At 66.1% G+C, this 24,640-nt stretch carries 19 protein-coding genes; 12 read left to right on the forward strand and 7 right to left on the reverse strand.

The genetic code is table 11. The features are described 5' to 3' along the window. Positions 1-58 precede the first annotated feature (58 nt). Both WN73_RS37935 and WN73_RS37940 read right to left on the reverse strand, forming a co-directional pair. Positions 59-826 carry a DsbA family protein gene (locus WN73_RS37935; protein ID WP_011087067.1) on the reverse strand — a complete coding sequence of 256 codons (768 nt, stop codon included), beginning with the start codon at positions 824-826 and terminating at the stop codon, positions 59-61. Between the two features lie 94 nt (positions 827-920). Further along, positions 921-2,321 carry a M48 family metalloprotease gene (locus WN73_RS37940; protein ID WP_011087068.1) on the reverse strand — a complete coding sequence of 467 codons (1,401 nt, stop codon included), beginning with the start codon at positions 2,319-2,321 and terminating at the stop codon, positions 921-923. Positions 2,322-2,525: 204 nt separating this feature from the next. Between WN73_RS37940 and WN73_RS37945 the strand changes: the two genes are divergently transcribed. The 3 genes from WN73_RS37945 (at position 2,526) to WN73_RS37955 (ending at position 5,779) form a co-directional block, all read left to right on the forward strand. After that, complete coding sequence (locus WN73_RS37945; RefSeq protein WP_028171231.1) at positions 2,526-3,713, forward strand: pyridoxal phosphate-dependent aminotransferase; 1,188 nt, start codon at positions 2,526-2,528, stop codon at positions 3,711-3,713. A gap of 89 nt (positions 3,714-3,802) precedes the next feature. Then, entirely contained in the window at positions 3,803-4,360 is a 558-nt protein-coding gene (locus WN73_RS37950; RefSeq protein WP_011087070.1) for a biotin transporter BioY, read from the forward strand. An 84-nt stretch (positions 4,361-4,444) separates the two neighbouring features. Further along, on the forward strand, positions 4,445-5,779 hold the full coding sequence (locus tag WN73_RS37955) for a dicarboxylate/amino acid:cation symporter (protein WP_011087071.1): 1,335 nt from the start codon (positions 4,445-4,447) through the stop codon (positions 5,777-5,779). A gap of 33 nt (positions 5,780-5,812) precedes the next feature. On the opposite strand, the gene WN73_RS37960 is transcribed toward WN73_RS37955, so the two are convergent. Further along, on the reverse strand, positions 5,813-6,697 hold the full coding sequence (locus WN73_RS37960) for an SDR family oxidoreductase (RefSeq protein WP_271557290.1): 885 nt from the start codon (positions 6,695-6,697) through the stop codon (positions 5,813-5,815). 102 nt (positions 6,698-6,799) lie between these two features. On the opposite strand from WN73_RS37960, the gene WN73_RS37965 reads away from it, so the two are divergent. Continuing rightward, on the forward strand, positions 6,800-7,636 hold the full coding sequence (locus WN73_RS37965; RefSeq protein WP_271557292.1) for a helix-turn-helix transcriptional regulator: 837 nt from the start codon (positions 6,800-6,802) through the stop codon (positions 7,634-7,636). Between the two features lie 82 nt (positions 7,637-7,718). On the opposite strand, the gene WN73_RS37970 is transcribed toward WN73_RS37965, so the two are convergent. Genes WN73_RS37970 through WN73_RS37980 form a run of 3 tightly spaced genes read right to left on the reverse strand, consistent with a single transcriptional unit; the run spans position 7,719 to position 11,730 of the window. Beyond that, positions 7,719-8,951 carry an NAD(P)/FAD-dependent oxidoreductase gene (locus WN73_RS37970; RefSeq protein WP_271557294.1) on the reverse strand — a complete coding sequence of 411 codons (1,233 nt, stop codon included), beginning with the start codon at positions 8,949-8,951 and terminating at the stop codon, positions 7,719-7,721. 16 nt (positions 8,952-8,967) lie between these two features. Beyond that, positions 8,968-10,188, reverse strand: coding sequence for an MFS transporter (locus tag WN73_RS37975; protein WP_271557296.1), 1,221 nt, complete (start codon positions 10,186-10,188; stop codon positions 8,968-8,970). A 45-nt stretch (positions 10,189-10,233) separates the two neighbouring features. Continuing rightward, positions 10,234-11,730 (reverse strand): amidase, encoded by a 1,497-nt coding sequence (locus WN73_RS37980; RefSeq protein ID WP_271557298.1) that lies wholly within the window; start codon positions 11,728-11,730, stop codon positions 10,234-10,236. Positions 11,731-11,939: 209 nt separating this feature from the next. Between WN73_RS37980 and WN73_RS37985 the strand changes: the two genes are divergently transcribed. Next, complete coding sequence (locus WN73_RS37985; RefSeq protein ID WP_028171236.1) at positions 11,940-12,620, forward strand: helix-turn-helix domain-containing protein; 681 nt, start codon at positions 11,940-11,942, stop codon at positions 12,618-12,620. 67 nt (positions 12,621-12,687) lie between these two features. On the opposite strand, the gene WN73_RS37990 is transcribed toward WN73_RS37985, so the two are convergent. Then, the gene (locus tag WN73_RS37990; protein WP_271557299.1) at positions 12,688-14,967 is read right to left on the reverse strand and encodes an Rne/Rng family ribonuclease; all 2,280 of its coding nucleotides are present in this window, start codon (positions 14,965-14,967) and stop codon (positions 12,688-12,690) included. Between WN73_RS37990 and WN73_RS37995 the strand changes: the two genes are divergently transcribed. The 7 genes from WN73_RS37995 to WN73_RS38025 all read left to right on the forward strand — a co-directional run bounded on the left by WN73_RS37995 (position 14,932) and on the right by WN73_RS38025 (position 24,565). After that, on the forward strand, positions 14,932-15,876 hold the full coding sequence (locus tag WN73_RS37995) for a hypothetical protein (protein WP_271557301.1): 945 nt from the start codon (positions 14,932-14,934) through the stop codon (positions 15,874-15,876). The two genes, WN73_RS37990 and WN73_RS37995, sit on opposite strands and share 36 nt — an antisense overlap. 611 nt (positions 15,877-16,487) lie before the next feature. After that, positions 16,488-17,783: an N-acetylmuramoyl-L-alanine amidase gene (locus tag WN73_RS38000; protein WP_271557303.1), complete on the forward strand. Its 1,296-nt coding sequence runs from the start codon at positions 16,488-16,490 to the stop codon at positions 17,781-17,783. Between the two features lie 264 nt (positions 17,784-18,047). Next, positions 18,048-20,555: a penicillin-binding protein 1A gene (locus WN73_RS38005; RefSeq protein ID WP_161535066.1), complete on the forward strand. Its 2,508-nt coding sequence runs from the start codon at positions 18,048-18,050 to the stop codon at positions 20,553-20,555. A gap of 114 nt (positions 20,556-20,669) precedes the next feature. Then, positions 20,670-21,801 (forward strand): peptide chain release factor 2 gene (gene prfB, locus WN73_RS38010; protein WP_122975474.1). Its coding sequence is split into 2 segments (ribosomal slippage): positions 20,670-20,738 and positions 20,740-21,801, totalling 1,131 coding nucleotides; the frame shifts between segments, so codons are not numbered across the junction. Between the two features lie 2 nt (positions 21,802-21,803). Beyond that, positions 21,804-22,685, forward strand: a complete 882-nt coding sequence (locus WN73_RS38015) for an NAD(P)-dependent oxidoreductase (RefSeq protein WP_011087082.1) — start codon at positions 21,804-21,806, stop codon at positions 22,683-22,685. A 14-nt stretch (positions 22,686-22,699) separates the two neighbouring features. Next, the gene (locus WN73_RS38020) at positions 22,700-23,575 is read left to right on the forward strand and encodes a DMT family transporter (protein ID WP_271557307.1); all 876 of its coding nucleotides are present in this window, start codon (positions 22,700-22,702) and stop codon (positions 23,573-23,575) included. Between the two features lie 78 nt (positions 23,576-23,653). Continuing rightward, the gene (locus WN73_RS38025; RefSeq protein ID WP_271557309.1) at positions 23,654-24,565 is read left to right on the forward strand and encodes a DMT family transporter; all 912 of its coding nucleotides are present in this window, start codon (positions 23,654-23,656) and stop codon (positions 24,563-24,565) included. Positions 24,566-24,640: the final 75 nt, after the last annotated feature.

Consider the following 24,640-nt stretch of genomic DNA (forward strand, 5'->3'; position numbering starts at 1 on the left):
GCAAAAAGGCCGGCTTTTCAGCCGGCCTCGTTGCGTGCGTGAGTTGTGAAGCGCGTGATCAGCAGGTTGCCTTGCCGCAGCGGGCAACGCCGATCTTCTCCTTGAGGCCTTCGAGACCGATGGCGCCAATCACGATCTGCTTGCCGATCACGTAGCTCGGCGTGCCGTTCATGCCCATCGCCTCGGCGAGCTTGAAGTTCTCCTCGATGGTGGCGCGCACCTCGGGGCTGGCGAGATCCTTCTCGATTTTCGCGGTGTCGAGTCCGGCCTCCTTGGCCGCCTGCAGCGCGCGTGCCTTGTCGGCCGCGCCGCGGCCGCCGAGCAGCTTCTGGTGGAAGTCGAGATATTTCTTGCCGGTGGGATCCTGCATGCGCACGGCGACGGCGACCTGGGCGGCCTCGACGGAGCCCTGGCTCAGCACGGGAAACTCCTTCAGTACGACCTTCAGCTTCGGATCGCTCTTCATGAGATCGAGCATGTCGCCCATCGCGCGTTTGCAGTAGCCGCAATTGTAGTCGAAGAACTCGACGAAGGTGACGTCGCCCTCCTTGTTGCCGAGCACGACCTGGCGCGGCGAGTTGAAGATCGCGTCCGCGTTCTGCGCGATGCTGGCCTCGTGCTTCTGGGTTTCCGCCGCGGCCTGGCGCTTGCTGAGCTCGGTCATCGCCTCCTCGAGCACCTCGGGATGGGTGACGAGGTAGTTCTTGATGATCGCCTCGATGTCGGTGCGCTGGGCATCGGAGAAGCTGTCGGCCGACGCGGGCGCGGCTGCGCCGAACATGGCGAGCGCAAACAGCGCGGGAGCAAGCAGACGCAGCGAAGGCATAGGCAAATCCTCTTATCCAAAGCAGGTTTCGGAAAACGTCCCGGCGGGCTCAAGGCTCGGTGTCGTGACGTCGTGGTGTCTGGCGTCGTTCTGGCTAGTTGCGCGGCGGCTTGGCTGCCACGATGTCGTCGGCCTTGACCCATCCGGGCGTGCCGACGGCGAAACGGGTTTTCGCGCGCGTGGCGAGCTCGCGGGCGGTCTTGTTGTCGCCGCGCAAGTAGGCGGCCTGCGCCGACGCGAGATCCGCCTCGGCATAATCTCCCTTCCGGCCATAGGCCATCGCGAGCTGGGTATAGCCGAGCGGCGCCTCGGGCTCCCGCGCCACCGCGGCGCGGAGAATCCGAACGGCATCGTCGGTGTAGGCCTTATTATCGGTTCCAACCAGAGCCTGCCCAAGTAACATCTCGATGAGGGGCGAGTTGCTCGATAGCGCGACGGCCTTGCGCAGGGCAGGGATCGCCTCGGCCGGCTTGCCGCTCTCGAGCAGGGCCTGGCCGCGCACCTCGTAGAAGTACGGGTTGTTCGGCTGGACCTGGATCAGTGCGTCGATCTGGGCGAGCGCGCTGCGTAGATCGCCGTGCAGATAGGTGCTGATGGCGCGGGCATAGCGTGCCGGCAAGCTGTCGTTGGTCTGGGGATAGCGACGGTACACCGTCTCCGGCCGCTCCATGAAGGCGGAGATCTTGGCGCGCACCATATCGTGGCGGAGCTGGAGTGCGGGATCGTCCTTCTTGTCCCAATAGGGGCTGGAGCTGGCGAACTCCTGGAGCGAGGCGACGCGTTCGGCGGGCATCGGGTGCGACTGGAGATAGGGATCGGCGCCGCGCGCTGCGAACAGGCTCTCGCTGGTGAAGCGCTTGAACGTCTCGTACATGCCCTTCGGCGACTGCTGGGTCGCGGTCAGGAATTTCACGCCGGCGCGGTCGGCGTTCTCCTCCTGCTGGCGCTGATAGGACAACAGCGTGCGGCGGATCATCTCCTGCGGTCCGGCGATCGCGGCCGCGCCGGCATTGGCGAGGCCGTTGTTGCCGGCGTTGCCGCCGCGGGCGCTGCCTGCGGCGATCGCGCCGGCGCCGAGCAGCATCGCGATGATCATCTGGGTCTGGGCGCTGGCGAGCTGCTCGCGCAGCTTGGACAGATGGCCGCCGGCCAGATGCCCGGTCTCGTGCGCGAGCACGCCGATGATCTGGTTCGGCGTTTCCGATTGGAGGATCGCGCCGTAATTGACGAAGATGCGGCGGCCGTCCGCGACGAACGCGTTGAACGAGCCGTCGTTGATGATCACCATCTGGATGTTCTGCTTCTCCAGACCGGCGGCGCGCAGGATCGGGCGGGTATATTCGCGCAGCAACTGCTCGGTCTCGGTGTCGCGCAGGACCGGCGGGCCCTTCTGCTGTGCCTGCGCCGCCGGGAGCGGCAGCAAAGCGATCGCCGCGGCGGTGACGACGGCGGTGAGGGCGGAGGCCTTTTTGCGCAATGCGATCTGGAGCAACATCAAGCGGTCTTGGTCAAGCGGTCTTGGCAAGAGATCTTGGCAAGCAGTTTCGTGATTGGTTTTGGCGATTGGCGGCGGACCGGATACGCGATATGGCCTATGAGCCTTACCCCTTATGAGCCGTACAATGCGGCCAGTCTGGGGCGCAAGCGCCCCGTTTCCCGGACCGGACGGGCCGGTCCGCCAGCGAAATAGCAGAAATCGATGCACGATGCGACATTGAGGAACCGGTTGGGGCAGTGGCTCGAGCCCTCCCGCCGTAGCGATGTTCCCCCGTTCATGGTCATGGACGTGATGGCCGCGGCGGCCCGAATCGAGGCCGCCGGGGGCCATGTCATCCATATGGAGGTCGGCCAGCCCGCGGCCGGCGCGCCGAAGACCGCGATTGCGGCCGCTCACGCGGCGCTCGAGGCGGGACGGATCGATTATACCTCCGCGCTCGGCATCCCCAGCCTGCGCGAGCGCATCGCGCGGCACTATCGCGATGCCCATGGCTGTGACGTCAGCGCCGAGCGGATCGTGGTGACGACGGGCTCCTCGGGCGGCTTCATCCTCGCCTTCCTGTCGATGTTCGAGCCTGGCGACCGCGTCGCCGTGACGGTGCCGGGCTATCCGCCGTACCGCCACATCCTCACCGCGCTCGGCTGCGAGCCGGTGCTGATCGAGACCACGAACGAGACGCGTCACGCGCTCACCGGCGAGGCGCTGCTTGCCGCCCATCGCAAGGCGCCGCTGAAGGGTGTGCTGGTCGGCAGCCCCGCCAATCCGACGGGAACGATGATGTCCCGCGAGGCGCTGTCCGGCCTGATCGCGGCGGCCGAAGACGCCAAGATCCGCTTCATCTCGGACGAGATCTATCACGGGCTCGACTATGCGTTTCCGGCGGTGACGGCGGCGGCGCTGTCGGACCACGCACTCGTGATCAACTCGTTCTCGAAGTATTTTTGCATGACGGGCTGGCGCGTCGGCTGGATGGTCGTGCCGGAGATCCTGGTGCGGCCGATCGAGCGGCTGCAGCAGAACCTGTCGATTTCGGTGCCGTCGCTGTCGCAGATCGCGGCCGAGGCCGCCTTCGACGGCGCGGCCGAAATGGAGGAGATCAAGCACGGCTATCAGGAAAACCGGCGCATCCTGATCGAGGGATTGCCCAAGGCCGGCCTCACCAGGTTCCTGCCGGCCGACGGCGCCTTCTATCTCTATGCCGATGTCTCGGACTTCACCTCCGACAGTTTCGAGTTCGCCAAGCAGATGCTGGAACAGGCCCATGTCGCGGCAACGCCGGGCCTCGATTTCGATCCCATCCATGGCCGCTCGTTCATCCGGTTCTCTTATGCGCGTTCGGCGGCGGAGATGCGGGAGGCAGTTGACCGGATCGCTCACTGGCTTAAATAGCCGCCAGTTTTCGCCCACCTCCGGAGTTCATCTTGACTGACCGATCCGTCCCGTCCGCTGCTGCACCGCATTCTCCTCTCGCCGCATTGATGTGGCCAACCCGGCCGGGTGAAACCGTGGGTGCACTGCGCGCCTTCGTACTGGTCGCACTCGGCACGGCGCTGCTGGCGCTGTCGGCCAAGGTGAACCTGCCGCTGCCTTACGTGCCCATGACATTGCAGACGCTGGTGGTGCTGATGATCGGTGCCGCCTATGGCTGGCGCCTTGGCAGCGCAACCATGATCGCCTACCTCGCCGAGGGCGCGCTAGGCCTGCCGGTATTCGCAGGTCCCGTGGGTGGAATTGCGCCGCTGGTCGGCCCGACCGCCGGCTATCTGTTCGGCTTCATCGCTGCGGCCTTCGTGACCGGCTGGCTCGCCGAGCGCGGCTGGGATCGCAGCGTGGTGCTGCTGTTTGCCGCGATGGCCGTCGGCCATATCGTCATTCTGGCCGCCGGGTTCGGCTGGCTGGCCTTTGGCCTCGGCCTTGGCGCGTCCAAGGCCTGGCAGGTCGGCCTGGCGCCGTTCATCGCGGCCTCGCTGGTCAAGAACGCGCTGGGCGCGACGCTGATGCCGGCGGCTCGCCGGATTGTCGATCGCCGCGGGTAAAGCGCGCAAGTACGAGCAGTTCCAATTGACAGGGCCGGCCAAGTTGATCTTGGCTGGCCCGGCGTTTCGAGGGGGAGTGAAACAATGACAACGACAACGATGGCGGGGACGCCGGTCGCGCCGGCCGCTGCCAAGCCGTGGTACAAGGTTCTTTACGTCCAAGTGCTGATCGCCATCGTGCTCGGCGCCATCGTCGGCTGGCTCTGGCCGACGGTTGCCACCAACGACTGGATCAAGGCGCTCGGCGACGGCTTCATCAAGCTGATCAAGATGGTGATCGCCCCGATCATCTTCTGCACCGTTGTCTCGGGCATCGCCCACATCCAGGACGCCAAGAAGGTCGGACGCATCGGCGTCAAGGCGCTGGTCTATTTCGAGGTCGTCTCGACCTTCGCCCTGGTGATCGGACTCATTATCGGCAACCTGGTGAGGCCGGGCGCGGGCTTCGGCAATGCGGCGGCAAACGAGGCGGCCGTTGCGACCTACGCCAAGCAGGCAGCCGGCCAGAAGTCCGTCGACTTCGTGCTGCACATCATTCCGGACACCGTGGTCGGCGCCTTTGCCCAAGGCGAGATCCTCCAGGTGCTGCTGTTCTCGGTGCTGTTCGGCTTCGCGATCATGAGCCTCGGTGAGCGCGGCCACACGATCCGCTCGTTCATCGACGATGCCGCGCACGCGGTGTTCGGCGTCATCTCCATCGTGATGCGCGCGGCGCCGATCGGTGCGTTCGGCGCGATGGCCTACACCATCGGCAAGTTCGGCACCGGTGCGATCCTCAATTTGATCGGGCTGATCGCGACCTTCTACGTCACGGCCGCGCTGTTCGTGTTCGTCGTGCTCGGCATCATCGCGCGCCTGGCCGGCTTCTCGATCTTCAAGTTCCTGGCCTACATCAAGGACGAGCTCCTGATCGTGCTCGGCACCTCGTCGTCGGAAAGCGCGCTGCCATCCTTGATGGAGAAGCTGGAACGGCTCGGCTGCTCCAAGTCGGTGGTCGGCCTCGTGGTGCCCACGGGCTACTCGTTCAATCTGGACGGTACCAACATCTACATGACGCTGGCGACGCTGTTCATCGCGCAGGCACTCGGTTTCGATCTCTCCTTCGGTCAGCAGCTCACGATCCTGGTCGTGGCGATGCTGACGTCGAAGGGCGCCTCCGGCATCACCGGCGCGGGCTTCATCACGCTGGCCGCGACGCTTGCCGTGGTCGACCCGCGCCTCGTGCCGGGCATGGCGATCGTGCTCGGCATCGACAAGTTCATGAGCGAATGCCGCGCGCTGACCAATCTCTGCGGCAACGGCGTGGCCTGCGTGATCGTCGCCTGGTGGGAGGGTGAGCTCGACCGCGACAAGCTCAACGCGGGGCTGAGCCGGCAGATCGATCCGACCGACATGGAAACGGCGATCACGACGGACTGATCCGCAGGCTGCCGACGGCGGCGCTGAGCGCCGTCAGGCCTGGAAATAATAGGGCTGGTCGAGATCCTCGATCAGCCCTTTTTCTTGCGGCGCCCAGCCGAGCAGGGCGCGCGTCTTCGCGCTCGAGGCCGGAACGTCGATGGCGGCAAATCGCGCGAACCAGCCGAAATGCTGCTCGGCTTCATCAGTGGATTTCGAGACCACGGGCACGCCGAGCCGTTTGCCGATCACCTCCGCGATCACCTTGAACGGCACGCCGTCCTCGGCGATCGCGTGATAGCGGCGAGCGGATGCACCGTGCTCCAGCGCGAGCCGATAGACGCGTGCGGCGTCGACGCGATGGGCGGCTGGCCAACGGTTCATGCCGTCGCCGATATAGGCTGCGACTCCTTTCTCGCGGGCGATCGCGATCAGGTGCGGCACAAAACCGTGATCACCCTCGCCATGGGTCGTGGGCGGCAACCGCACGATGCCGGCGCGGACGCCGCGTTCCCTGAGATCCTCGGCGGTCGCTTCCGAGACGCGCGGAAAGTGGCGGGCCGCCGCATCGTCCTCGGTCGCGAGCCGCCCGGGCGCAAGCAATGCCACGCCCGACGTGACGATGAGCGGACGCTCGGAGCCCTTCAGCGCCTCGCCGAGCGCGAGGATCGCGCGGCGGTCGAGCTCGCAATTGTCTGCGAATTTCGAGAAGTCGTGGTTGAAGGCGAGGTGGAGCACGCCATCGGAGGCGGCCGCACCGCTGCGCAGGGAGGTGTGGTCCTCCAGCGAGCCGCGATGGACCTCGGCTCCCAATGCGGTGACGGCGGCCGCTCCTTCATCCGTCCGGGCAAGACCGGTGACGCTGTGGCCGGCGGCGATCAGGTCCCGAACGACGGCGGAGCCGACGAAGCCGGTGGCGCCAGTGACGAATACACGCATGAGCAGTCTCCAGGGATCGGAAGAGGGTTGGTGGAGAGGACCATCTACGCTAGGATTATCCGGGTAAAGTAGTGACCTTATCGGGGTATAATAGCTAACAGGATGAGCGAAACCGCTTCGGCCGAAAACCTGCTCGGGGCCTATCTGAAGGATCGCCGCACTCGGCTGGATGCGGCCGCGTTCGGCCTCAGCGGCAGCCGCAGGCGCACGCCCGGGCTGCGGCGTGAGGAGGTGGCGCAGCGCGCCAATATCAGTCCGACCTGGTACACTTGGCTGGAGCAGGGTCGGGGCGGGGCCCCATCGGCCGACGTGCTCGACCGCATCTCCCGCGCCCTGATGCTGACTGATGTCGAGCGCGAGCATCTGTTCCTGATCGGCCTCGGCCGCCCGCCCGAGGTGCGCTACCAGGCGAGCGAAGGCGTCTCACCGCGGCTGCAGCGCGTGCTGGATGCACTCGCATTCAGCCCGGCGCTGGTGCGGACCGCGACCTGGGATGTCGTCGCCTGGAATCGCGCCGCGACCGCCGTGCTGACGGACTATGGCGCGATCCCGCCGGGACAGCGCAATATCCTGCGCTTCATCTTCTGCGATCCGCGCGTGCGTGCCGCGCAGTACGATTGGGACAGTGTGGCCCGCTTCGTGGTGGCGGCGTTTCGGGCGGACGCCGCCCGCGCGGGCGCGGTCTCGCATGTCGCCGATTTCGTCGACGAGCTCTGCCGCACCAGTCCCGAGTTCGCGGCGCTCTGGCGCGACAACGACGTGCGCCATCATGGCGATGGCACCAAGCGGCTGCGGCATCCCGTTCACGGCACCATGTCGTTCGAATATTCGAGCTTCAATGTCGAGGGCCGCTCCGATCTCAGCATGATCGTCTACAATCCGGCGACGCCTGAGGATGCCGACCGCATCAGGACGCTGCTGGCCGAGCGCGCCGACTGATGGAATTGCCGCCTCGCGCGTTGCATCTGGCCGCTGCCGCGCATCTCAGTCGCGCTCGCCCTGCGCGCCGCGACGCCGGCAGCTAGAACCGCTCCGGCCGGTACGGCGTCGGATCGATTGCCGGCGTCTCGCCGCTCATCATCTCGGCGAGCAGGCGCCCGGTCGCAGGGCCCAGCGTAAAGCCCTGGTGGCCGTGGCCGAAATTCATCCAGAGGCCGGGGTGAAGCGGGGCGCGGCCGAGCACCGGCAGCATGTCGGGCGTGCAGGGGCGGGTGCCGAACCACGGATCGGGCTCGACGCGTTTGCCGAGGTCGATCAGCTCCCGCGCAGAGGCTTCGGCGCTGGCGAGCTGCACCGGCGTTGCAAGCGCGTCGGGGCTCGTGAGCTCCGCGCCCGTGGTGATGCGGATGCCCTTGGCCATCGGCCCCATGGCGTAGCCACCGGCCTTGTCGATCAGCGGCAGGTCGAGCGAAGCGCCGCCGCTGTAGTGCATGTGGTAGCCGCGCTTGCGCACCAGCGGAATGCGATAGCCGAATTTGTACAACAGATCGGGCGACCACGGCCCGAGTGTCACGACGGCCGTCGCGGCATCGATGCGTCCCTGATCGGTATTGACCGACCAGCCGGCTGCAGTCTGCTGCAGCGACTGCGCATCACCGAGCACGATCCTGCCGCCGAGACGCTCGAACAGCTCGGCATAGGCTGTGACCAGCGCGCCGGGATCGGACACGGTCCAGGTGTCGAGCCAATGGATCGCGCCCGGAAGATCGTCGCGCAGGACCGGCTCGGCCTTGGCGAGCTCGCTGCCCGAGAGCACACGAAAGTTCACGCCGAACTCGTGCTGGTCTTCTTCGGCTGCCTTGATCGAGAGATCCAATGCAGCGGCGTCGCGATACAGCGCCCGGTAGCCGGCGCGGCGAATGAGATTGTCGGCGTGGGCCTCGCGAATGAGAATGTCGTGCTCTGCCGTCGCATAGGCGATCAGCCTGGCCCAGGCGTCGATCGCCTCACGATGCCGCTTCGGCGCCGAATGCCACCAGTAGCGGAGCAGGGGCTCGATATGGAGATGCAGCGACGACAGGCTGTAGCGCACGTCGTTGGTGCGGCCGGTCGCGATCTTCAGGAGCGAGGCGAGGTCGCGCGGCATCGGATAGGGGCGGACGGCTTCCGCCTGGATCATCCCGGCATTGCCGTAGCTGGTCTCGCGGCCCGGCTCCCTGCGGTCGACGAGCGTGACGGTCCAGCCGCGCTGCCGCAGGTGCAGCGCCGCGCTCACGCCGATCATGCCGCCGCCGAGAACGATCGCGCTTTGCATGGGCAGAATGCTCCTGTCAGGCCGGTTGTGGTACGAGCTTCGGCTGCGTGCTGATGGTTGCCGCGACCACGACCGACAACGCCGTCATCGCCACCAGGAAGCCGAAGGCGGCATCGAACGATCCGGTTCCGGTCACGATGAAGCCGATCGCGACGGGGGCGACGAAGCCCGCGCTCTGGCCGCCGAGATTGACCATGCCGACGCCCGATCCGATCTGGTCGTCGCGGAGCAGTTTGGTCGGAAGCGCAATCACCGAGGCCAGCACGAAGGATTTGAAGAAGTAGACCAGCGACTGGAACGCGATCAGCATCGTGATCGTCTCCGACTTGTACATGGCGTAGAGGAAGATGCCGGTCAATGCGGAGCTGCCGATCAGCAGGTATTTTTCGCGCTCGGAGAAGAACGTCGTCATCACCCAGCCGCCCATCGCGGTCGCGATCGTCGCCATCACGAACGGGATCGGCGCCAGGACGCCGACGGTCTTGAGGTCGAGCCCGCGCTGTTGGAGCAGGTAGAGCGGCATCCAGGAATCCAGGCCCTTGTTGACGCAGCTGAGACCAAACCACACCACCATCAACTGCCACAGCAACGGCTTCTTCATGAGCTCGCGCATCGGCGCGCGGCTTTCGGCCTTCACTGGCGCGCCTGCATCAGCCTTGCCCGGGCGTCCCAGATAGGGGACGAAGACGAAATAAACTACCGCGAAGACGATGCCCGCGATGCCGATGGCGTTGAAGGCATGGCGCCAGCCGAGCCAGAGGATCAGCGGCGCCATGATCAGCGGCGCGACCATGCTGCCGGCGTAGTTGGACGACAGCAGCAGTCCCGACATCTTCGGCCGGCTATCCTTCTTGAACACTTCCGCGACGGCGCGGATGCTCGCCGGCGGAAAGCCGCCCTCGGCGATGCCGAAGATGAAGCGGATCGCGATCAGCGAGGTCAGCGACCAGGCAAGGCTCGTGAACGCCGTGAACAGCGACCACATCACGATGGTGACGATCACCACATATTTCGAGCCGAAGCGGTCGGAGAGCCATCCGCCCGGCACCTGCATCGCGGCATAACCGAGGAAGAATGCGCTGATGACGATGCCGAGATCGGCGGCCTGCAGATTGAAGTCCTTGCCGATCTGCGCCAGCGCCAGCGAGATCGCCGCGCGGTCGATGTAGGAGATGCAGTAGGCGATGTAGAGCAGGACGAAGGCAATGACGCTGGTTTTCCTCGGCAGTTCCGTCATGCTCGTCTCCGTTGCGCCGGCGGTGCATCCAGGGCTGGTGTCGGGTTATTCCCAGGTGAGGAAACCGGGCGCGGCCGACAGCGGCGGCGCTGCGGCGAGCCGCGCCAGGTCGGGCACCGGCCGGCACAATTGCGCATCGCCCGCGAACGCGGCCTCGATGCTCGCGGCGACCGAAAGCACGATGGCGTCGCCGCCGCGCGGGCCGACGATCTGGAGACCGAACGGCAGGCCGGCTTCATCGAGGCCGAGCGGAATGCTGATCGCGGGGTGGCCGGGAAGCGTCACGGCGTAAGCGAGCGCGAGCCAGTGGAAATAGGATTTGGTCGGCACGCCGTCGATCTCGGCGGGATAGAGCTCCGACCAGGGGCGCGGGCTCAGCGTAATGGTCGGACTGATCAGCACATCGCAAGTTTCAAAGAAGGTCTGGTAGGCGCGATAGATCCGCGTCTGCGTCGTGGCGGCGCGCCCATGATCCTCGAGCGTGTAGCTCAGGCCTTCCTCGACATTGGCGCGGACATTCGGGCCGAGCATCTCGGGGCGCTCTTTGTAGTTCTTGCCGTGCATCGCCAGAAACAGGCCGGCGCGCAGAACCGCGAACGCGTCGTCGGCGCCGGAGCAATCCGGCGTCGCCTCGCGGCAGTCGGCGAACAGCGGCGCAAGCCTCGCCACACGATCGCGGAATACGCGACGGATGGCCTGCTCGGTCGGGGCGAAGCCAAAGTCCTCCGTGAAGGCGAGGCGCAGCTTGCCAAGGTCCGCGGGACGCGGTGCGGCCCAGCGTTCGGCGCGACTGCGCACCGGCTCGCCGGGCAGCGTATAGGCCAGGGGATCGCGGACATCGTCGCTCGCCATCACCGACAGCATCAGCGCGGTGTCGGCGACATTGCGCGCCATCGGTCCGTCGGTCGACAGGTTCGACCAGCCGAAGGCGCGCTTCTCGCTGGCCACGAGACCGTAGGACGGGCGCATGCCGACGATGCCGGAGAAGCCGGCCGGATTGCGCAAGGAGCCGCCGGTGTCCGAGCCCGAGGCGAGCGGCGCCATGCCACAGGCGAGCGCCACCGCCGAGCCACCGGAGGAGCCGGCTGCCGAGCGCATGGGATCGAAGGGATTGCCGGTTGCGCCGAACACCGGATTGCGGGTGTTGCCGCCGGCCGCCCATTCCGGCGTGTTGGTCTTGCCGAAGATGATGGCGCCGGCTGCGCGCAGCCGCGCGACCGAGCCCTGGTCGGCGACCGGTACATTGTCGCGCAACAGGGGGCTGCCATAGGTGGAGCGCAGCCCGGCAGTGTCCTGGGTGTCCTTGATCAGCACCGGAAGGCCGTGCAGTGCGCCGCGATCCTCGCCGCGCAGGATGGCGGCTTCGGCCTTTTTCGCGGCGGTACGTGCGCCCGGCTCGTCCAGCGTCACGACGGCATTCACGGCAGGATTGATGGTGGCGATGCGCGACAGGCAGGCCTCCAGCAGCTCGACGGGCGAGATCGCCCGCGCGGCCAGCAGGCGGCGCAGCTCAACGGCGCTGGAATCGCAAAGTCCGGACAATGCCAATCCCCTTTCAAATTATGAAAACAATTTAGCATATCGGAAAGTGAAGGCGACGCACCAATAATCGTCAAAGCGGGGCATTTCGTGCCAAAATGCTGGCGCTGCTGCCCAACGGGTCGTCAAATGGGCCCCTCAAGGGGCGTCTTGGCCGAAAAGATTAGACGGATAGGCCAACAATATTTCCATCGCCGTGGTAGGATTGCTGCATGAGCGAGATAACGACGCCCGAAGGTGCCAATTCCCAGCTCGGCCAATGCCTCAAGGCGGCCCGTCAGGCTCGTGGCCTGACGCTCAAGCAGGTCGCGGAGCGCACCGGCATGGCGCTGTCGACCCTGTCCAAGGTCGAGAACGGCCTGATGTCGCTGACCTACGACAAGCTGCTCCAGCTCACCTCCGGCCTGAAGATGGAGATCGCCGAGCTGTTCAATCCAGCCGTCGCGGCGCCTGTGCAGGGCCGGCCGGTCACCGCGCGGCGGAGCATCAGCCGGGCCGGGCAGGGGCAGGTGATCACCACGAAATTCTACACCTACACCTATCAATGCACCGATCTGATCGGCAAACGCATGGTGCCGATCGTGGCCGAGGTTCGCGCGCGCTCGCTGGAGGAGTTCGGCCCGCTGTTGCGCCATGGCGGCGAGGAGTATTTCCTGGTGACGAGCGGACGCGTCGCCGTCCACACCGAGTTTTACGCGCCTGAGATCCTCGGTGAGGGCGACGGCATCTATCTCGACAGCACCATGGGCCACGCCTACCTCAACGCCGGCGAGGCAGCTTCCGCAAAAGGCGTTTGCCTCTGCACCAGCGAGGCGCCCGATCTCTACGACCAGCTCCGCCAGATCGCCTCGCGCGATGTGGCGCCGCTCGGTAATGACGAGCTGCCCCCATAGCGGATTGGCTAGCGGTGCAACGAAAAACGCCCGGCTTGGCCGGGCGTTTTTTATTCTATGTCCGACTTTATTCGCCGCCGCCGAAACGGCGGGACCACCAGCCGGCGCGGCGTGGGGCGGCCGGCGTTTCGCTTGCCGCTTCCGGTGCGGGCGCAGGTGCCGGCGCGGGCGGCGCGACCGGCTCGCTCGCCTGCGCAACAGGCGCTGCGGGCTCGCTTGGGCTGCTCGACAGGAAGCTCACCTTTTCCCGGACGGTGGAGCGCCGCCGCGCGGCCTTCTCGTCAGCGGGCTCTTCTTCCGCCGTTACGACAGCAGGAGCTGGCTCCGGCTGAGCCGGCACCTCGGCCTGCACTTCGGCACGCGGCTCAGGCGGCGCGATTTGCGGCTCGGCGGTGTGCTCGGCCTGCGCGATCGAAGGCGCAGCCTCGCCGCCAAAGCCGTCGAAATCGGCCACCGCTTCGGTAGCTTCCGATGGTGATTGGGTGCCGAGCTCGTCGCCGATGGAGCCGGCAAGACCTTCCTCGCTGCCCCCACGCCGACGGCGTCCGCCTCTGCGACCACGCCGGCGTCGGCGCTCACCGCCGCCCTGCTGCTCGCCACGGGCTGCCTGTTCCTCGCCTTCCTCGCCGTCCTGCTCGGACTCGGCGTCTTCTTCGGACTCGCCAGCGACCATTGCCGGCTCGGGAAGCGTGGGCGCGCTATCCTCGCGCAACTCGCCGTCGCGCTGGCCACCGCGGCCGCGCCGACGACGGCGGCGCTTGCGGCGCTGACCGTCCTGCTCGGGGGCCGCCTCGCCGGCAGCCTGCTCTTCAGTGAGACCTTCGGTCTCCTCGGACTCGATCTCGGATTCCAGCTCCGGATCGAACTCCTCGTCGTCATAGGCCTCTTCAACCACCGGGGGCGGGCTTGCCGCGGCCTGCGCCGCGAGCAGCGCCTTGGCGGCTTCGAGCGTATGCACCTGCTCGCCGCGATCGATGAGGTAGGCCTGCGGTCCGCTGACGCTCGGGTCGGCGATGACCGCCAGGGTGACCTTGAAGCCGTTTTCGAGGTCGCGCAGATGGCCGCGCTTGTGGTTCAGCACGTAGAGCGCGACGTCGGTGCGGGTACGGACCACGAGATTGTGGGTCGCGCCCTTCATCAGGATCTCTTCGAGGCCGCGCAGCAGCTGGAGCGCAACCGAGGACACCGAGCGGACATGGCCGGTGCCGCCGCAATGCGGGCAGGGATCGGTCGAGGATTCCAGCACGCTGGCACGAATGCGCTGGCGCGACATCTCGAGCAGGCCGAAATGCGAGATGCGTCCGACCTGGATGCGTGCGCGGTCCTGCCTGAGGCAATCGGACAGCTTGCGCTCGACCGCCCGGTTGTTGCGCTTCTCGTCCATGTCGATGAAGTCGATGACGATCAGGCCGGCGAGGTCGCGCAGGCGGAGCTGGCGGGCGACCTCTTCGGCCGCTTCCAGATTGGTCTTGAGCGCGGTGTCCTCGATATGGTGCTCGCGCGTCGATCGCCCGGAGTTGACGTCGATCGAGACCAGCGCCTCGGTCTGGTTGATCACGATGTAGCCGCCGGAGCGCAGCTGCACGGTCGGCGAGAACATCGCGTCCAACTGGCTTTCGACGCCCATGCGCGAGAATAGCGGCTGGCCGTCGCGATACTGCTTCACCGCGCTGACGTTGGCGGGCATCAGCATCTTCATGAAGTCGCGCGCTTCGCGGTAGCCGGATTCGCCGGCAACCGAGATCTCGTCGATCTCCTTGTTGTAGAGGTCGCGCAGCGAGCGCTTGATCAGCGAGCCTTCCTCATAGACGAGGGTCGGGGCCTGCGACTTCAGCGTCAGGTCGCGCACCGTCTCCCACATCCGGATCAGGTATTCGAAGTCGCGCTTGATCTCGGGCTTGGTGCGGGCGGCGCCGGCTGTGCGCAGGATGATGCCCATGCCCTCGGGCACGTCGAGATCCTGCACCACTTCCTTCAGACGCGAGCGGTCCTGGGCGCTGGTGATCTTGCGGCTGATGCCGCCGCCGCGCGCGGTGTTCGGCATCAGCACGGCGTAGCGGCCGGCGAGCGACAGATAGGTCGTCAGCGCCGCGCCCTTGTTGCCGCGCTCTTCCTTGACGACCTGCACCAGCATCACCTGGCGGCGCTTGATGACTTCCTGGATCTTGTACTGGCGGCGCGGACGGAAGGTGCGCTCCGGCACTTCCTCCATCACGTCGTCGCCGCCGACGGATTCGACGACTTCCTCTTCGGCTTCCTCGCCGTCGTCATCCTCGTCGTCGTCGTCCTCGGCCGCCGCGTCAGCGTCGTGATGCGGAGCTTCGGTGCTTTCGCCGGCAGCGTACACGGCATCAGCCGGTTCAGCGGCGGCGGTTACGGCTTCGGCCAGAGCCTCTGCGTGCGCTTCGGAGGTCGCCTCCTGCGGTTCGGCAACGGCCTCGGTCGCGACCACCGGTTCGGCGCCAAAGGCCGCGACAGGCGCGGGCGTCTCGTCGGCATGATCGTGGTCGTGATGATCGTGCCCGCCGTCATGACCATGGTCGTCATGATCGTGAGCGTGATCGGGATGATGGTCGTCGTGCGCGTGTTCATGGTGATCATGATCGTGGTGATCATGTTCGTGGTGATCATGGGCATCGTGCTCGCCGTGATGCTCCGCGTCGGCGTGCAGATGCTCGCCCTCTTGCGGAGCGCCCTCGGCGTGCTCAGGCAGGATCTGGCCCTCGACCGGCTGCGCCGCGGGATCGGCGCCGGCGTCGAGGCCTTCGACGATGTCGCTGCGGACGCGTTCGCCGTGACCGCGGCGGCGGGCGTTGCGGTGACGCGAGCGGCGGCGGCCGTGCGAGCGGTTCTCGCTCTCTTCCTCGGCTTCGCGATGGGCCTGTTCCTCGGCCTCGATCAGCGCCTGCCGGTCGGCAACCGGGATCTGGTAGTAGTCGGGATGGATTTCGCTGAAGGCGAGGAAGCCGTGGCGGTTGCCGCCATATTCGACGAACGCGGCCTGGAGCGAGGGTTCGACCCTGGTGACCTTGGCGAGGTAGATATTCCCGCGCAGTTGCTTGCGTTGCGCGGTCTCGAAATCAAACTCTTCGACGCGATTGCCGCGGACCACGACGACCCGGGTCTCCTCCGGGTGGGTGGCATCGATCAACATCTTGTTGGGCATGTCTTAACTCTTGACGGCGGCGGGCGCGATTCACCGTGGGCGCGTATCGCGCCGCCGGGAGACGCGACGGTCCACCTGATTCGGGGGTGAGGGGAAGGCCGAAACGCCGTCTCTCGCGCCTTGCCGGACCGGAAGCCTCAGGGCCGTGGCGGCGCGCGGGATTATCACTCCGCAGCGTCGCGAATGGTCCTTCAGAATTCGTCGGCACAGTCTGGCGCATCAAGCGTCGGCCCGTATGAAACATTGGGCGGCGGGGCCGCCCCTCAATCAGTTGCTGCTGGCCAGGCATGGCGCGAGCGCGCTCGCCTTGGGGATCACGAACCGCTCCCTTGGGATCAAGGGACCGGGTAATGGGTTACGTCGCTGTCCGAACCGTCCCGGAAAAGTGGTGCCCGGGAACCGTCCGCCGCCGGGGCTTGGCCCGCTCCACCTCGCTGCCGCGCACCGCGCTGGTCTTAGAGGAGAACGGAAAACGCTGGAATTCCCAAACCTTGAGAGTTCCGGCGCTGCACCGGGAGGCTGAATGCGACACAACCGAAAATATCGGCCGTCAGCATTCCGTACATACGAGGAATGGGCCATCCGTGCAAGGGAGCGTCGCACGGCGGTCACAGTCAGCGAGTTTCGCGCGCCTGTCATTAAGGATCGATTAACCCTGTGGTTCTATTGCGTTAAACAAGCTGCTCGGAGGCACGAAATCGGTGGCGAGCCGCGCAAAACAAAGAGTCCTGCTGGGATGGGTGCTTCTGTGCGCCGCGGCATTGCCATATGCTGATTCCTCCCGCCTGAGCGCCGCGGAAAGCCAGCCGCAACCCTCTGTTGCGGTAGCGAATTTTCCAATCGCCTCGGCCGCCCGGCTGGCTGGCGACGGCAAGCAGACCCGCTTCATCCTCGACATCGACCGGACCGTCAGCTTCCGCGCCGTCACGCTCGCCGACCCGTACCGGGTGGTGGTGGACGTGCCCCAGGTCAATTTTCAGCTGCCCGCGGGGACCGGGTCCGGCGGGCGGGGACTGGTCAAGGCCTTCCGCTACGGGCTCGTCATGCCCGGCGGCTCGCGAATCGTGTTCGACCTGACGGGGCCGGCCAAGATCGCCAATTCCTACGTATTGGAGGCGGCCAACGGCCAGCCGGCCCGGCTCGTGCTCGAGCTAGAGGAGGTCGACCGCGCCGCCTTCGTGCAATCGCTCGCCCCGGAAAACCGCCCCGAGCTGCGGCCCGCGATCGCCGATGCGCCGCCCGCCACGGTCCCCGCGACGGCGGGCCCGGAAACGGCGCAGCAGAAGGCCGATGGCCGGCCGATCGTGGTGATCGATCCCGGCCATGGCGGCATCGACAACGGCACGCAGTCGAGCGGCGAGAGCGAGAAGAACCTGGTGCTGGCCTTTGGCCTGGCGCTGCGCGACCGGCTGGAAAAGGCCGGCAAATACCGTGTCGTGATGACGCGCAACGACGACACGTTCATCCCGCTCAATGACCGGGTCAAAGTCGCCCGCAACATCAAGGCGGCGCTGTTCGTCTCGATTCATGCCGATGCGCTGCCGCGCGCCGAGGGGGATGCCCAGGGCGCCACCATCTATACGCTGTCCGACAAGGCGTCCGACGCCGAGGCCCAGCGTCTGGCGGACGCGGAAAACCGCGCGGACGCGATCGCCGGCTTCAATCTCGCGGAGGAGCCCACCGACGTCGCGGACATCCTGATCGATCTGACGCAGCGGGAAACCCGCACGTTTTCAAACCGTTTTGCGCATGTGCTGATGGGCGAAATGAAGTCGACTGTGCGGATGCACAAGCATCCGCTGAAATCGGCCGGTTTCCGGGTGCTGAAGGCACCCGACGTGCCGTCGGTGCTGGTCGAGATCGGTTATGTCTCCAATAAGGGCGATCTCGAGCATCTGGTCTCCGAGGGATGGCGATCCCGTGCCGTGGGCGCGATGGCGCAAGCCATCGACGGGTTCCTGGCCAAGCGGCTGGCGACCGCCGGATCGTCGAATTGACGACCGGGGGGCGTCGAATTGAGAGAATTGACAAAGGGTTTTTCCGTCCCGCCGCAAAAGCCCTAGTTTGGCCACAGCGGGCGATTTATAAAAACGCCGCAGGGGGTTCCGGAATCGGCGAGAATCCCGTTCGGCGAGCGTCTTAGGTCCGGCCCTGACGTAATTGAGTAGGCCGGTGAATGCGCGACGTGAGGTTGGCGCCTGTTTTTGAGCGCCAAGGGGCTGATACTGGGCTGATCCAGAGTTTGAACGGATAAACAGATAATGCGCTTGCTGGTGCGGTTCATGGGCTTCCTGTTCGCCGCGGGAACGGTGGTGTTCCTTGTCGGTGTCGGGGCCGTGGCAGGCCTGATCTGGCATTTCTCCAAGGACTTGCCGGACTACTCTCAGCTTCAGGATTACGAGCCGCCGGTGATGACGCGTGTGCACGCGGTCGACGGGTCGCTGCTCGGCGAGTACGCCAAGGAGCGACGGCTGTATCTGCCGATCCAGGCCGTGCCCAAGCTCGTGATCAACGCGTTCCTCGCGGCCGAGGACAAGAATTTCTATGAGCACGGCGGCATCGACTACACCGGCATGGCGCGCGCAGGTCTGGTCTATATCCAGAACTACGGCTCCAACCGGCGTCCGCAGGGCGCCTCCACCATCACCCAGCAGGTCGCCAAGAACTTCCTTCTGACCAACGAGGTCTCCTTCGCCCGCAAGATCAAGGAAGCCTTGCTGGCGATGCGGATCGAGAAGACCTACTCGAAGGACAAGATCCTCGAGCTGTATCTGAACGAGATCTATCTGGGCCTCGGTGCCTACGGCATCGCGGCCGCCTCGCTGGTCTATTTCGACAAGTCGGTGAACGAGCTGACGGTGGCGGAGGCCTCCTATCTGGCCGCGCTGCCGAAGATGCCGGCGACCCTGCATCCGGTGCGTAACCGCGACCGCGCCATCGAGCGCCGCAACTATGTGATCGACCGCCTCCAGGAGAACGGCTGGATCAAGCAGGCCGACGCCGACAAGGCGCGCAAGGAGCCGCTGGCCGTCACCAACCGGTCCAACGGCGCCCACACCTTCGCCGGCGAATATTTCGCCGAGGAAGTCCGCCGCGACATCTTCGAGCGCTACGGCGAGAAGAAGCTTTACGAGGGCGGTCTGTCTGTCCGCACCACGCTCGATCCGAAGATCCAGGTGATGGCGCGCAAGACCATGGTCGCCGGCCTCGTCAACTATGACGAGCAGCAGGGCTATCGCGGCGCCATGAGCAAGCTCGATATTTCGGGCGATTGGGGCGTGAAGCTCGCCGAGATCAAGTCGCTCTCCGACATCTCGCCGTGGCGCATGGCGGTGGTGCTGGAGACCAGCGACCAGTCGGCGCGCATCGGATTCCAGCCGAGCCGCGAGCTCGGCGGCGCCGTCAGCAAGCAGCGCGAAACCGGCCTGATCACGCTCGACGGCATCAAATGGGCAAGGGCGGCGACCGGCCCTGCGAAGGGCAGGGCGGCAACGGCGGTGTCGCAGGTGCTCCAGCCCGGCGACGTGATCTACGCCGATCCGCTCTACAAGGACGGCAACCCGGTCGAGGGACAGTACCGGCTGCGCCAGATCCCCGAAGTGTCGGGCGCGATGGTGGTGATGGACCCCTGGACCGGCCGCGTGCTCGCGATGGTCGGCGGCTTCTCGTTCGACCAGAGCCAGTTCAACCGCGCCACCCAGGCCTACCGGCAGCCGGGCTCGTCGTTCAAGCCGATCGTCTATTCGGCCGCGCTGGACAACGGCTATACGCCCTCGACCGTGGTGCTCGACGCGCCGATCGAAATCGACCAGGGCCAGGGCGCCGGCGTATGGCGGCCGGAAAACTTCTCCTCGGGCAAGTTCCAGGGGCCGGTGACGCTGCGCAACGCGCTGCGGCAGTCGCTCAACACCGTGACGGTGCGCCTCGCGCAGGACATCGGCATGCCGCTGATCGGCGAATATGCCCGCCGCTTCGGCGTCTATGACGAGCTGCCGAACTATCTCTCCTACGCGCTCGGCGCCGGCGAGACGACAGCGATGCGCATGGTCACGGCGTACTCGATGCTCGCCAATGGCGGTCGCCGAGTGAAGCCGACGCTGATCGACCGTATCCAGGATCGCTACGGCCGCACCATCTTCAAGCACGACCAGCGCGAATGTCGCGGCTGCGACGCGCCGGGCGGCTGGAAGAACCAGAACGAGCCGCAGCTGATCGACCGCCGCGAGCAGGTGCTGGATTCCATGACCGCCTACCAGATCACCGAGCTGATGGAGGGCGTCGTCCAGGCCGGTACCGCGACCGTGGTCAAGGAGGTCGGCAAGCCGATCGCCGGCAAGACCGGTACGACCAACGAGGCCAAGGACGCCTGGTTCGTCGGCTTCTCGCCCGACGTCGCCGTCGCCATCTATATGGGCTACGACAAGCCGCGTGCGCTCGGCAAAGGCAACGCTGCGACCGGCGGCCATCTGGCTGCTCCCATCGCGCGCGATTTCCTCAAGCTCGCGCTCGCCGACAAGCCGGCGGTGCCGTTCAAGGTGCCGGCCGGCATCAAGCTCGTGCGCGTCGTCGCCAAGACCGGCATGCGCGCCGGCCCGGGTGAGACCGGCGGCACCATCCTCGAAGCCTTCAAGCCGGGCACGGCGCCGCCGGACAATTATTCGGTCATCGGCGTTGCCGACGCCGACGGACGCGGCGGCGTGCCGGCGTCGCAGCAGCAGCAGCCGGATTCCGGCTTCTTCATGCGGCCGGGCACCGGCGGGCTGTACTAAGGCTTAGGACAAGGCAGACGTTTGTCGCGGCGGCGGTTGCGCTTTGCAGCCGTCGCCGCTACATCCCGATCTTGAATTGCACGCGGAACCAATTCCGCGAGACACGAGAACGACATGCGCGCCGAAATCGAACGGTTGGTAGAAGAGATCAAGCAGTCAGTCGGGCTGCTGAGGAGGCATCTTTGACGTCGAGAAATCGACGGCGCGCCTCGCTGAGCTGAACAAGCTCGCAGAAGATCCCAACCTCTGGAACGATCCCCAGAAGGCCCAGAAGCTGATGCAGGAGCGGACCTCGCTGGAGGATTCGCTGTCGGGCATCGGCAAGGTCGAGCAGGAGCTCGAAGACGACATCGGCATGATCGAGCTCGGCGAAGCCGAGGGCGATGACGGCGTCGTCGCCGAAGCCGAAGCTGCGCTGAAGGCTCTGAAGAAGGAAGTCGCGCGGCGCGAGCTCGAGGCGCTGCTGTCGGGCGAAGCCGACCGCTTCGATTCCTATCTCGAGGTCCACGCCGGCGCCGGCGGCACCGAAAGCCAGGACTGGGCGCAGATGCTGCTGCGCATGTACACGCGCTGGGCGGAGACGCACGGCTTCAAGGTCGAGTATCTCGAAGAGTCCGAGGGCGAAGAAGCCGGCATCAAGTCGGCGACGATCCAGGTCTCGGGCCACAATGCCTATGGCTGGCTGAAGACCGAGGCGGGCGTGCATCGTCTGGTGCGCATCTCGCCGTTCGATTCCAACGCGCGGCGGCACACGTCGTTCTCCAGCGTGCAGGTGTTCCCGGTCATCGACGACAGCATCAAGATCGACATCAAGGAATCCGACGTCCGCGTCGATACCATGCGGTCGGGCGGCGCCGGCGGCCAGCACGTCAACAAGACCGAATCCGCGGTGCGCCTGACGCATATCCCGACCGGTGTCGCGGTGGTCTGCCAGGCCGGCCGCTCGCAGCACAAGAACCGGGCGCAGGCCTGGGACATGCTGCGCGCGCGGTTGTACGAAATGGAGTTGAAGAAGCGCGAGGAGAAGGCCGCCGCCGACCAGGCCGCCAAGACCGATATCGGCTGGGGCCACCAGATCCGCTCCTACGTGCTGCAGCCCTATCAGATGGTGAAGGATCTGCGCACGGGCGTGCAGACCTCCGACACCTCGGGCGTGCTCAACGGCGAACTCGACGACTTCATGGCCGCGACGCTGGCGCAGCGCGCCTTCGGAACCACCGGCGCTGACATCGAGGATGTGGACTAGCCATGCCCCGCGTCGCCTTCATCGGGCTTGGACGGATGGGCCATGGCATGGCCGGCCGCTATCTCGATGCCGGCTTCACGGTGACGCTGTGGAATCGCAGCAAGACAAAAGCGGAAGACCTGATCGCGCGCGGCGCGCATTGGGCGACCTCGCCTGAGGATGCCGCGATCGATGCCGATGCGGTCGTGACCATGGTCGCCGACGACGAGGCCTCGCGCGCGGTCTGGCTGGGGCCGAAGGGCGCGGCCAAGACGGCGAAGGCCGGCACCATCGCGATCGAATGCTCCACCGTCTCCTATGACCACGCGCGCGAGATGGGCCGCGAACTCAACGCGCGCGGGCTGATCTACATCGATTGTCCCGTGACGGGATTGCCGGATGCCGCGGCCGCCGGAAAGCTGACCTTGCTGGTCGGGGCTGATGCCGCCGACCTCGAACGCGCGCGGCCCTATCTCGAACCGATCGGCTCGACCATCCGCCATTTCGGCGCGGTCGGCTCCGGCACGGTCTACAAGCTCATCAACAATCTGATGGGCGCGATCCAGATTGCCGGACTCGCCGAAGGGCTCGCGATCGCCGAGCAGGCCGGGCTCGACATGACCCTGGTGCTGGAATCGATTCAGGCCGGCGTTGCTGCGAGCCCGCAGGTCCAGCGTCATTCCAAGCGCATGGTCGCCCGCGACTTCAGCGGCGCGACCTTCACCTCGGCGCTGCGGCACAAGGATGCCGCCTACGCCGTGAAGCTCGCCGAGAGCCTGCTCGCCGACAAGCCGCTGGTGGCGCGCGCGGCGGTCGAATCCTATGCGCGGGCGAAAGCTGCGATGCCTGATGACGACGAAGGCAAGATGATCGAGCTGGTGTCGCGGCCGAAGAAGCCGTCTTAGCCGGCCGCATCAATATGGGGCAGCCTCGTTCAGAACGCGGTCTCGGCATTGCCCTCGTCATCGCCGCTGCGATTGCCTGGAGCACCGCGCCGTTCTTCACCCGGCTGCTGCCGTTCGATCCCTGGACCATTCTGTTCTGGCGCGGTGTGTTCGCAGGCAGTCTGATCAGCGTGTTTCTCGTCGCGATGCAGGGCCGCGCCGCCCTGTGGCAATTGGTCGTGCCGGGGAGGGGCAGCCTGCTCGTCGCGTCACTGTCTGCGCTCGGCATGATCTCGTTCATTCCCGCTCTTCAGATGACCAACGTCATGAACGTCGCGGTGCTGATCGCAACCCAGCCCTTCGTCGCCGCCGCGCTGGCATGGCTTTGGCTCGGCGAAGCCGCGACGTGGCGCACGCTGATTGCGAGCCTGATTGCCTTCGCCGGAGTCGTCATCACGGTCGGCGGCGTGCAGGCCGGTGCCGATCTCGGTGGTCTTGCACTGAGTTGCCTCATGGTGCTCGCAATCTCCTCCATGACAGTTGTGATCCGACGTCATCGCCAGACATCGATGGTGGCGGCGGCAGCATTGTCGAATTTCATGGGCAGTCTTGTCAGCCTCCCGTTCGCCCATGACATCGCCCACGTCGGCGGCAACAACCTCGCAATCCTCGCAATGTTCGGCTGCCTTCAGGTCGCGCTCGGCCTGACGTTCTACATGCTCGGCTCGCGCCTGCTGCCGTCGGGGCAGGCCTCCCTGATCGCGACGCTGGAAACGCCGCTGATGCCGTTCTGGATCTGGGTGGCTTTCCGGGAGGTGCCCGCCGTGCATGCGCTCATTGGCGGCGCCCTGGTGATCGGGGCGGTGGTTGCCGATATCGCGGGGGATGCACGCAAACGCCGATCCTCCTGAGCGGCGTCTACTCGGAAATCGGGTGGCAAAGCGCGTCGCGCCATACTAGGCGGAGGTCAACTGCCGATGTGAGACGCCATGCCCCCGAACGACAACCGGATCGATGCGCGAGACTGGTCGCTGCTCGCCGTGCTCTCGATCCTCTGGGGCGGCTCGTTCTTCTTCAACGGCGCGGGCTTGCGGGAATTGCCGCCGCTCACCCTGGTGTTCCTGCGCGTCGCGCTGGGTGCGGCCGTTCTTTTGCCGCTGCTCCATGTTCAAGGCATCAGCTTTCCCAAGGGCACGTTGGGCTGGAAGCCGTTCTTCGTGATCGGGCTGCTCAACAACGTCATCCCGTTCTCGCTGATCGTGATCGGCCAGACCATCATTCCCAGCGGGCTGGCCTCCATCCTGAATGCCACCACGCCGCTGTTCACGGTGACCGTCATGGCGATGGCGGGCGAGGAAGCCCTGCAGATGCGGCGGGTCGCCGGCGTGGTTCTGGGCGTCGTCGGCGTGGTCATCCTGCGCGGATGGGGCATCGAGACGCGGCCGGGGCAGGGGTTCGGCATTCTGCTCTGCCTCGGTGGCGCGTGCAGCTATGGCTTTGCGGCGCTGGCGGCGCGGCGGTTGTTGAAGGACTCAGCTCCGCTGGGAACGGCGACTTTTCAACTGATGGCGTCCACGGTGATGATGGCGGTCGTCGCCGCCGTCATGGAACAGCCATGGCATCTGCCGGCGCCGGGCCTTACAACCTGGCTCGCGGTGCTTGGACTTGCCGGCTTGTCGACGGCGCTCGCCTACATCGTCTTCTTTCAGATCCTGCGCCGCTCGGGCGCGACCAATGTCATGCTGGTGACGCTGCTCATTCCCGTCACCGCCATTCTGCTAGGATGGCTGGTGCTGGGCGAGCCGATCTCCATGCGCGAGATCGCGGGCGCCATCGTCATTGGCAGCGCGTTGCTCGTGATCGACGGGCGCGCTCTAAGGATGTTGCAGCGCGTCGCGTAAGTTCCTGCTCTACCGTTTCACCTCGCGGAAAATCGCGGCGCTTGCCAGCGGCAAGCCACCTTGCGACACTCTCCG

The sequence above is a fragment of the Bradyrhizobium sp. CCBAU 45394 genome, assembly GCF_028128655.1.
Taxonomy (GTDB): Bacteria; Pseudomonadota; Alphaproteobacteria; order Rhizobiales; family Xanthobacteraceae; genus Bradyrhizobium; species Bradyrhizobium diazoefficiens.

Bases quoted from the DNA above. Each gene is read 5' to 3' on its own strand.
- WN73_RS37935 (WP_011087067.1), bottom strand. From the start codon at position 826: ATGCCTTCGCTGCGTCTGCTTGCTCCCGCGCTGTTTGCGCTCGCCATG.
- WN73_RS37940 (WP_011087068.1), bottom strand. From the start codon at position 2,321: ATGTTGCTCCAGATCGCATTGCGCAAAAAGGCCTCCGCCCTCACCGCC.
- WN73_RS37945 (WP_028171231.1), top strand. From the start codon at position 2,526: ATGCACGATGCGACATTGAGGAACCGGTTGGGGCAGTGGCTCGAGCCC.
- WN73_RS37950 (WP_011087070.1), top strand. From the start codon at position 3,803: ATGTGGCCAACCCGGCCGGGTGAAACCGTGGGTGCACTGCGCGCCTTC.
- WN73_RS37955 (WP_011087071.1), top strand. From the start codon at position 4,445: ATGACAACGACAACGATGGCGGGGACGCCGGTCGCGCCGGCCGCTGCC.
- WN73_RS37960 (WP_271557290.1), bottom strand. From the start codon at position 6,697: ATGCGTGTATTCGTCACTGGCGCCACCGGCTTCGTCGGCTCCGCCGTC.
- WN73_RS37965 (WP_271557292.1), top strand. From the start codon at position 6,800: ATGAGCGAAACCGCTTCGGCCGAAAACCTGCTCGGGGCCTATCTGAAG.
- WN73_RS37970 (WP_271557294.1), bottom strand. From the start codon at position 8,951: ATGCAAAGCGCGATCGTTCTCGGCGGCGGCATGATCGGCGTGAGCGCG.
- WN73_RS37975 (WP_271557296.1), bottom strand. From the start codon at position 10,188: ATGACGGAACTGCCGAGGAAAACCAGCGTCATTGCCTTCGTCCTGCTC.
- WN73_RS37985 (WP_028171236.1), top strand. From the start codon at position 11,940: ATGAGCGAGATAACGACGCCCGAAGGTGCCAATTCCCAGCTCGGCCAA.
- WN73_RS37995 (WP_271557301.1), top strand. From the start codon at position 14,932: ATGCGGAGCTTCGGTGCTTTCGCCGGCAGCGTACACGGCATCAGCCGG.
- WN73_RS38005 (WP_161535066.1), top strand. From the start codon at position 18,048: ATGCGCTTGCTGGTGCGGTTCATGGGCTTCCTGTTCGCCGCGGGAACG.
- WN73_RS38015 (WP_011087082.1), top strand. From the start codon at position 21,804: ATGCCCCGCGTCGCCTTCATCGGGCTTGGACGGATGGGCCATGGCATG.
- WN73_RS38020 (WP_271557307.1), top strand. From the start codon at position 22,700: ATGGGGCAGCCTCGTTCAGAACGCGGTCTCGGCATTGCCCTCGTCATC.
- WN73_RS38025 (WP_271557309.1), top strand. From the start codon at position 23,654: ATGCCCCCGAACGACAACCGGATCGATGCGCGAGACTGGTCGCTGCTC.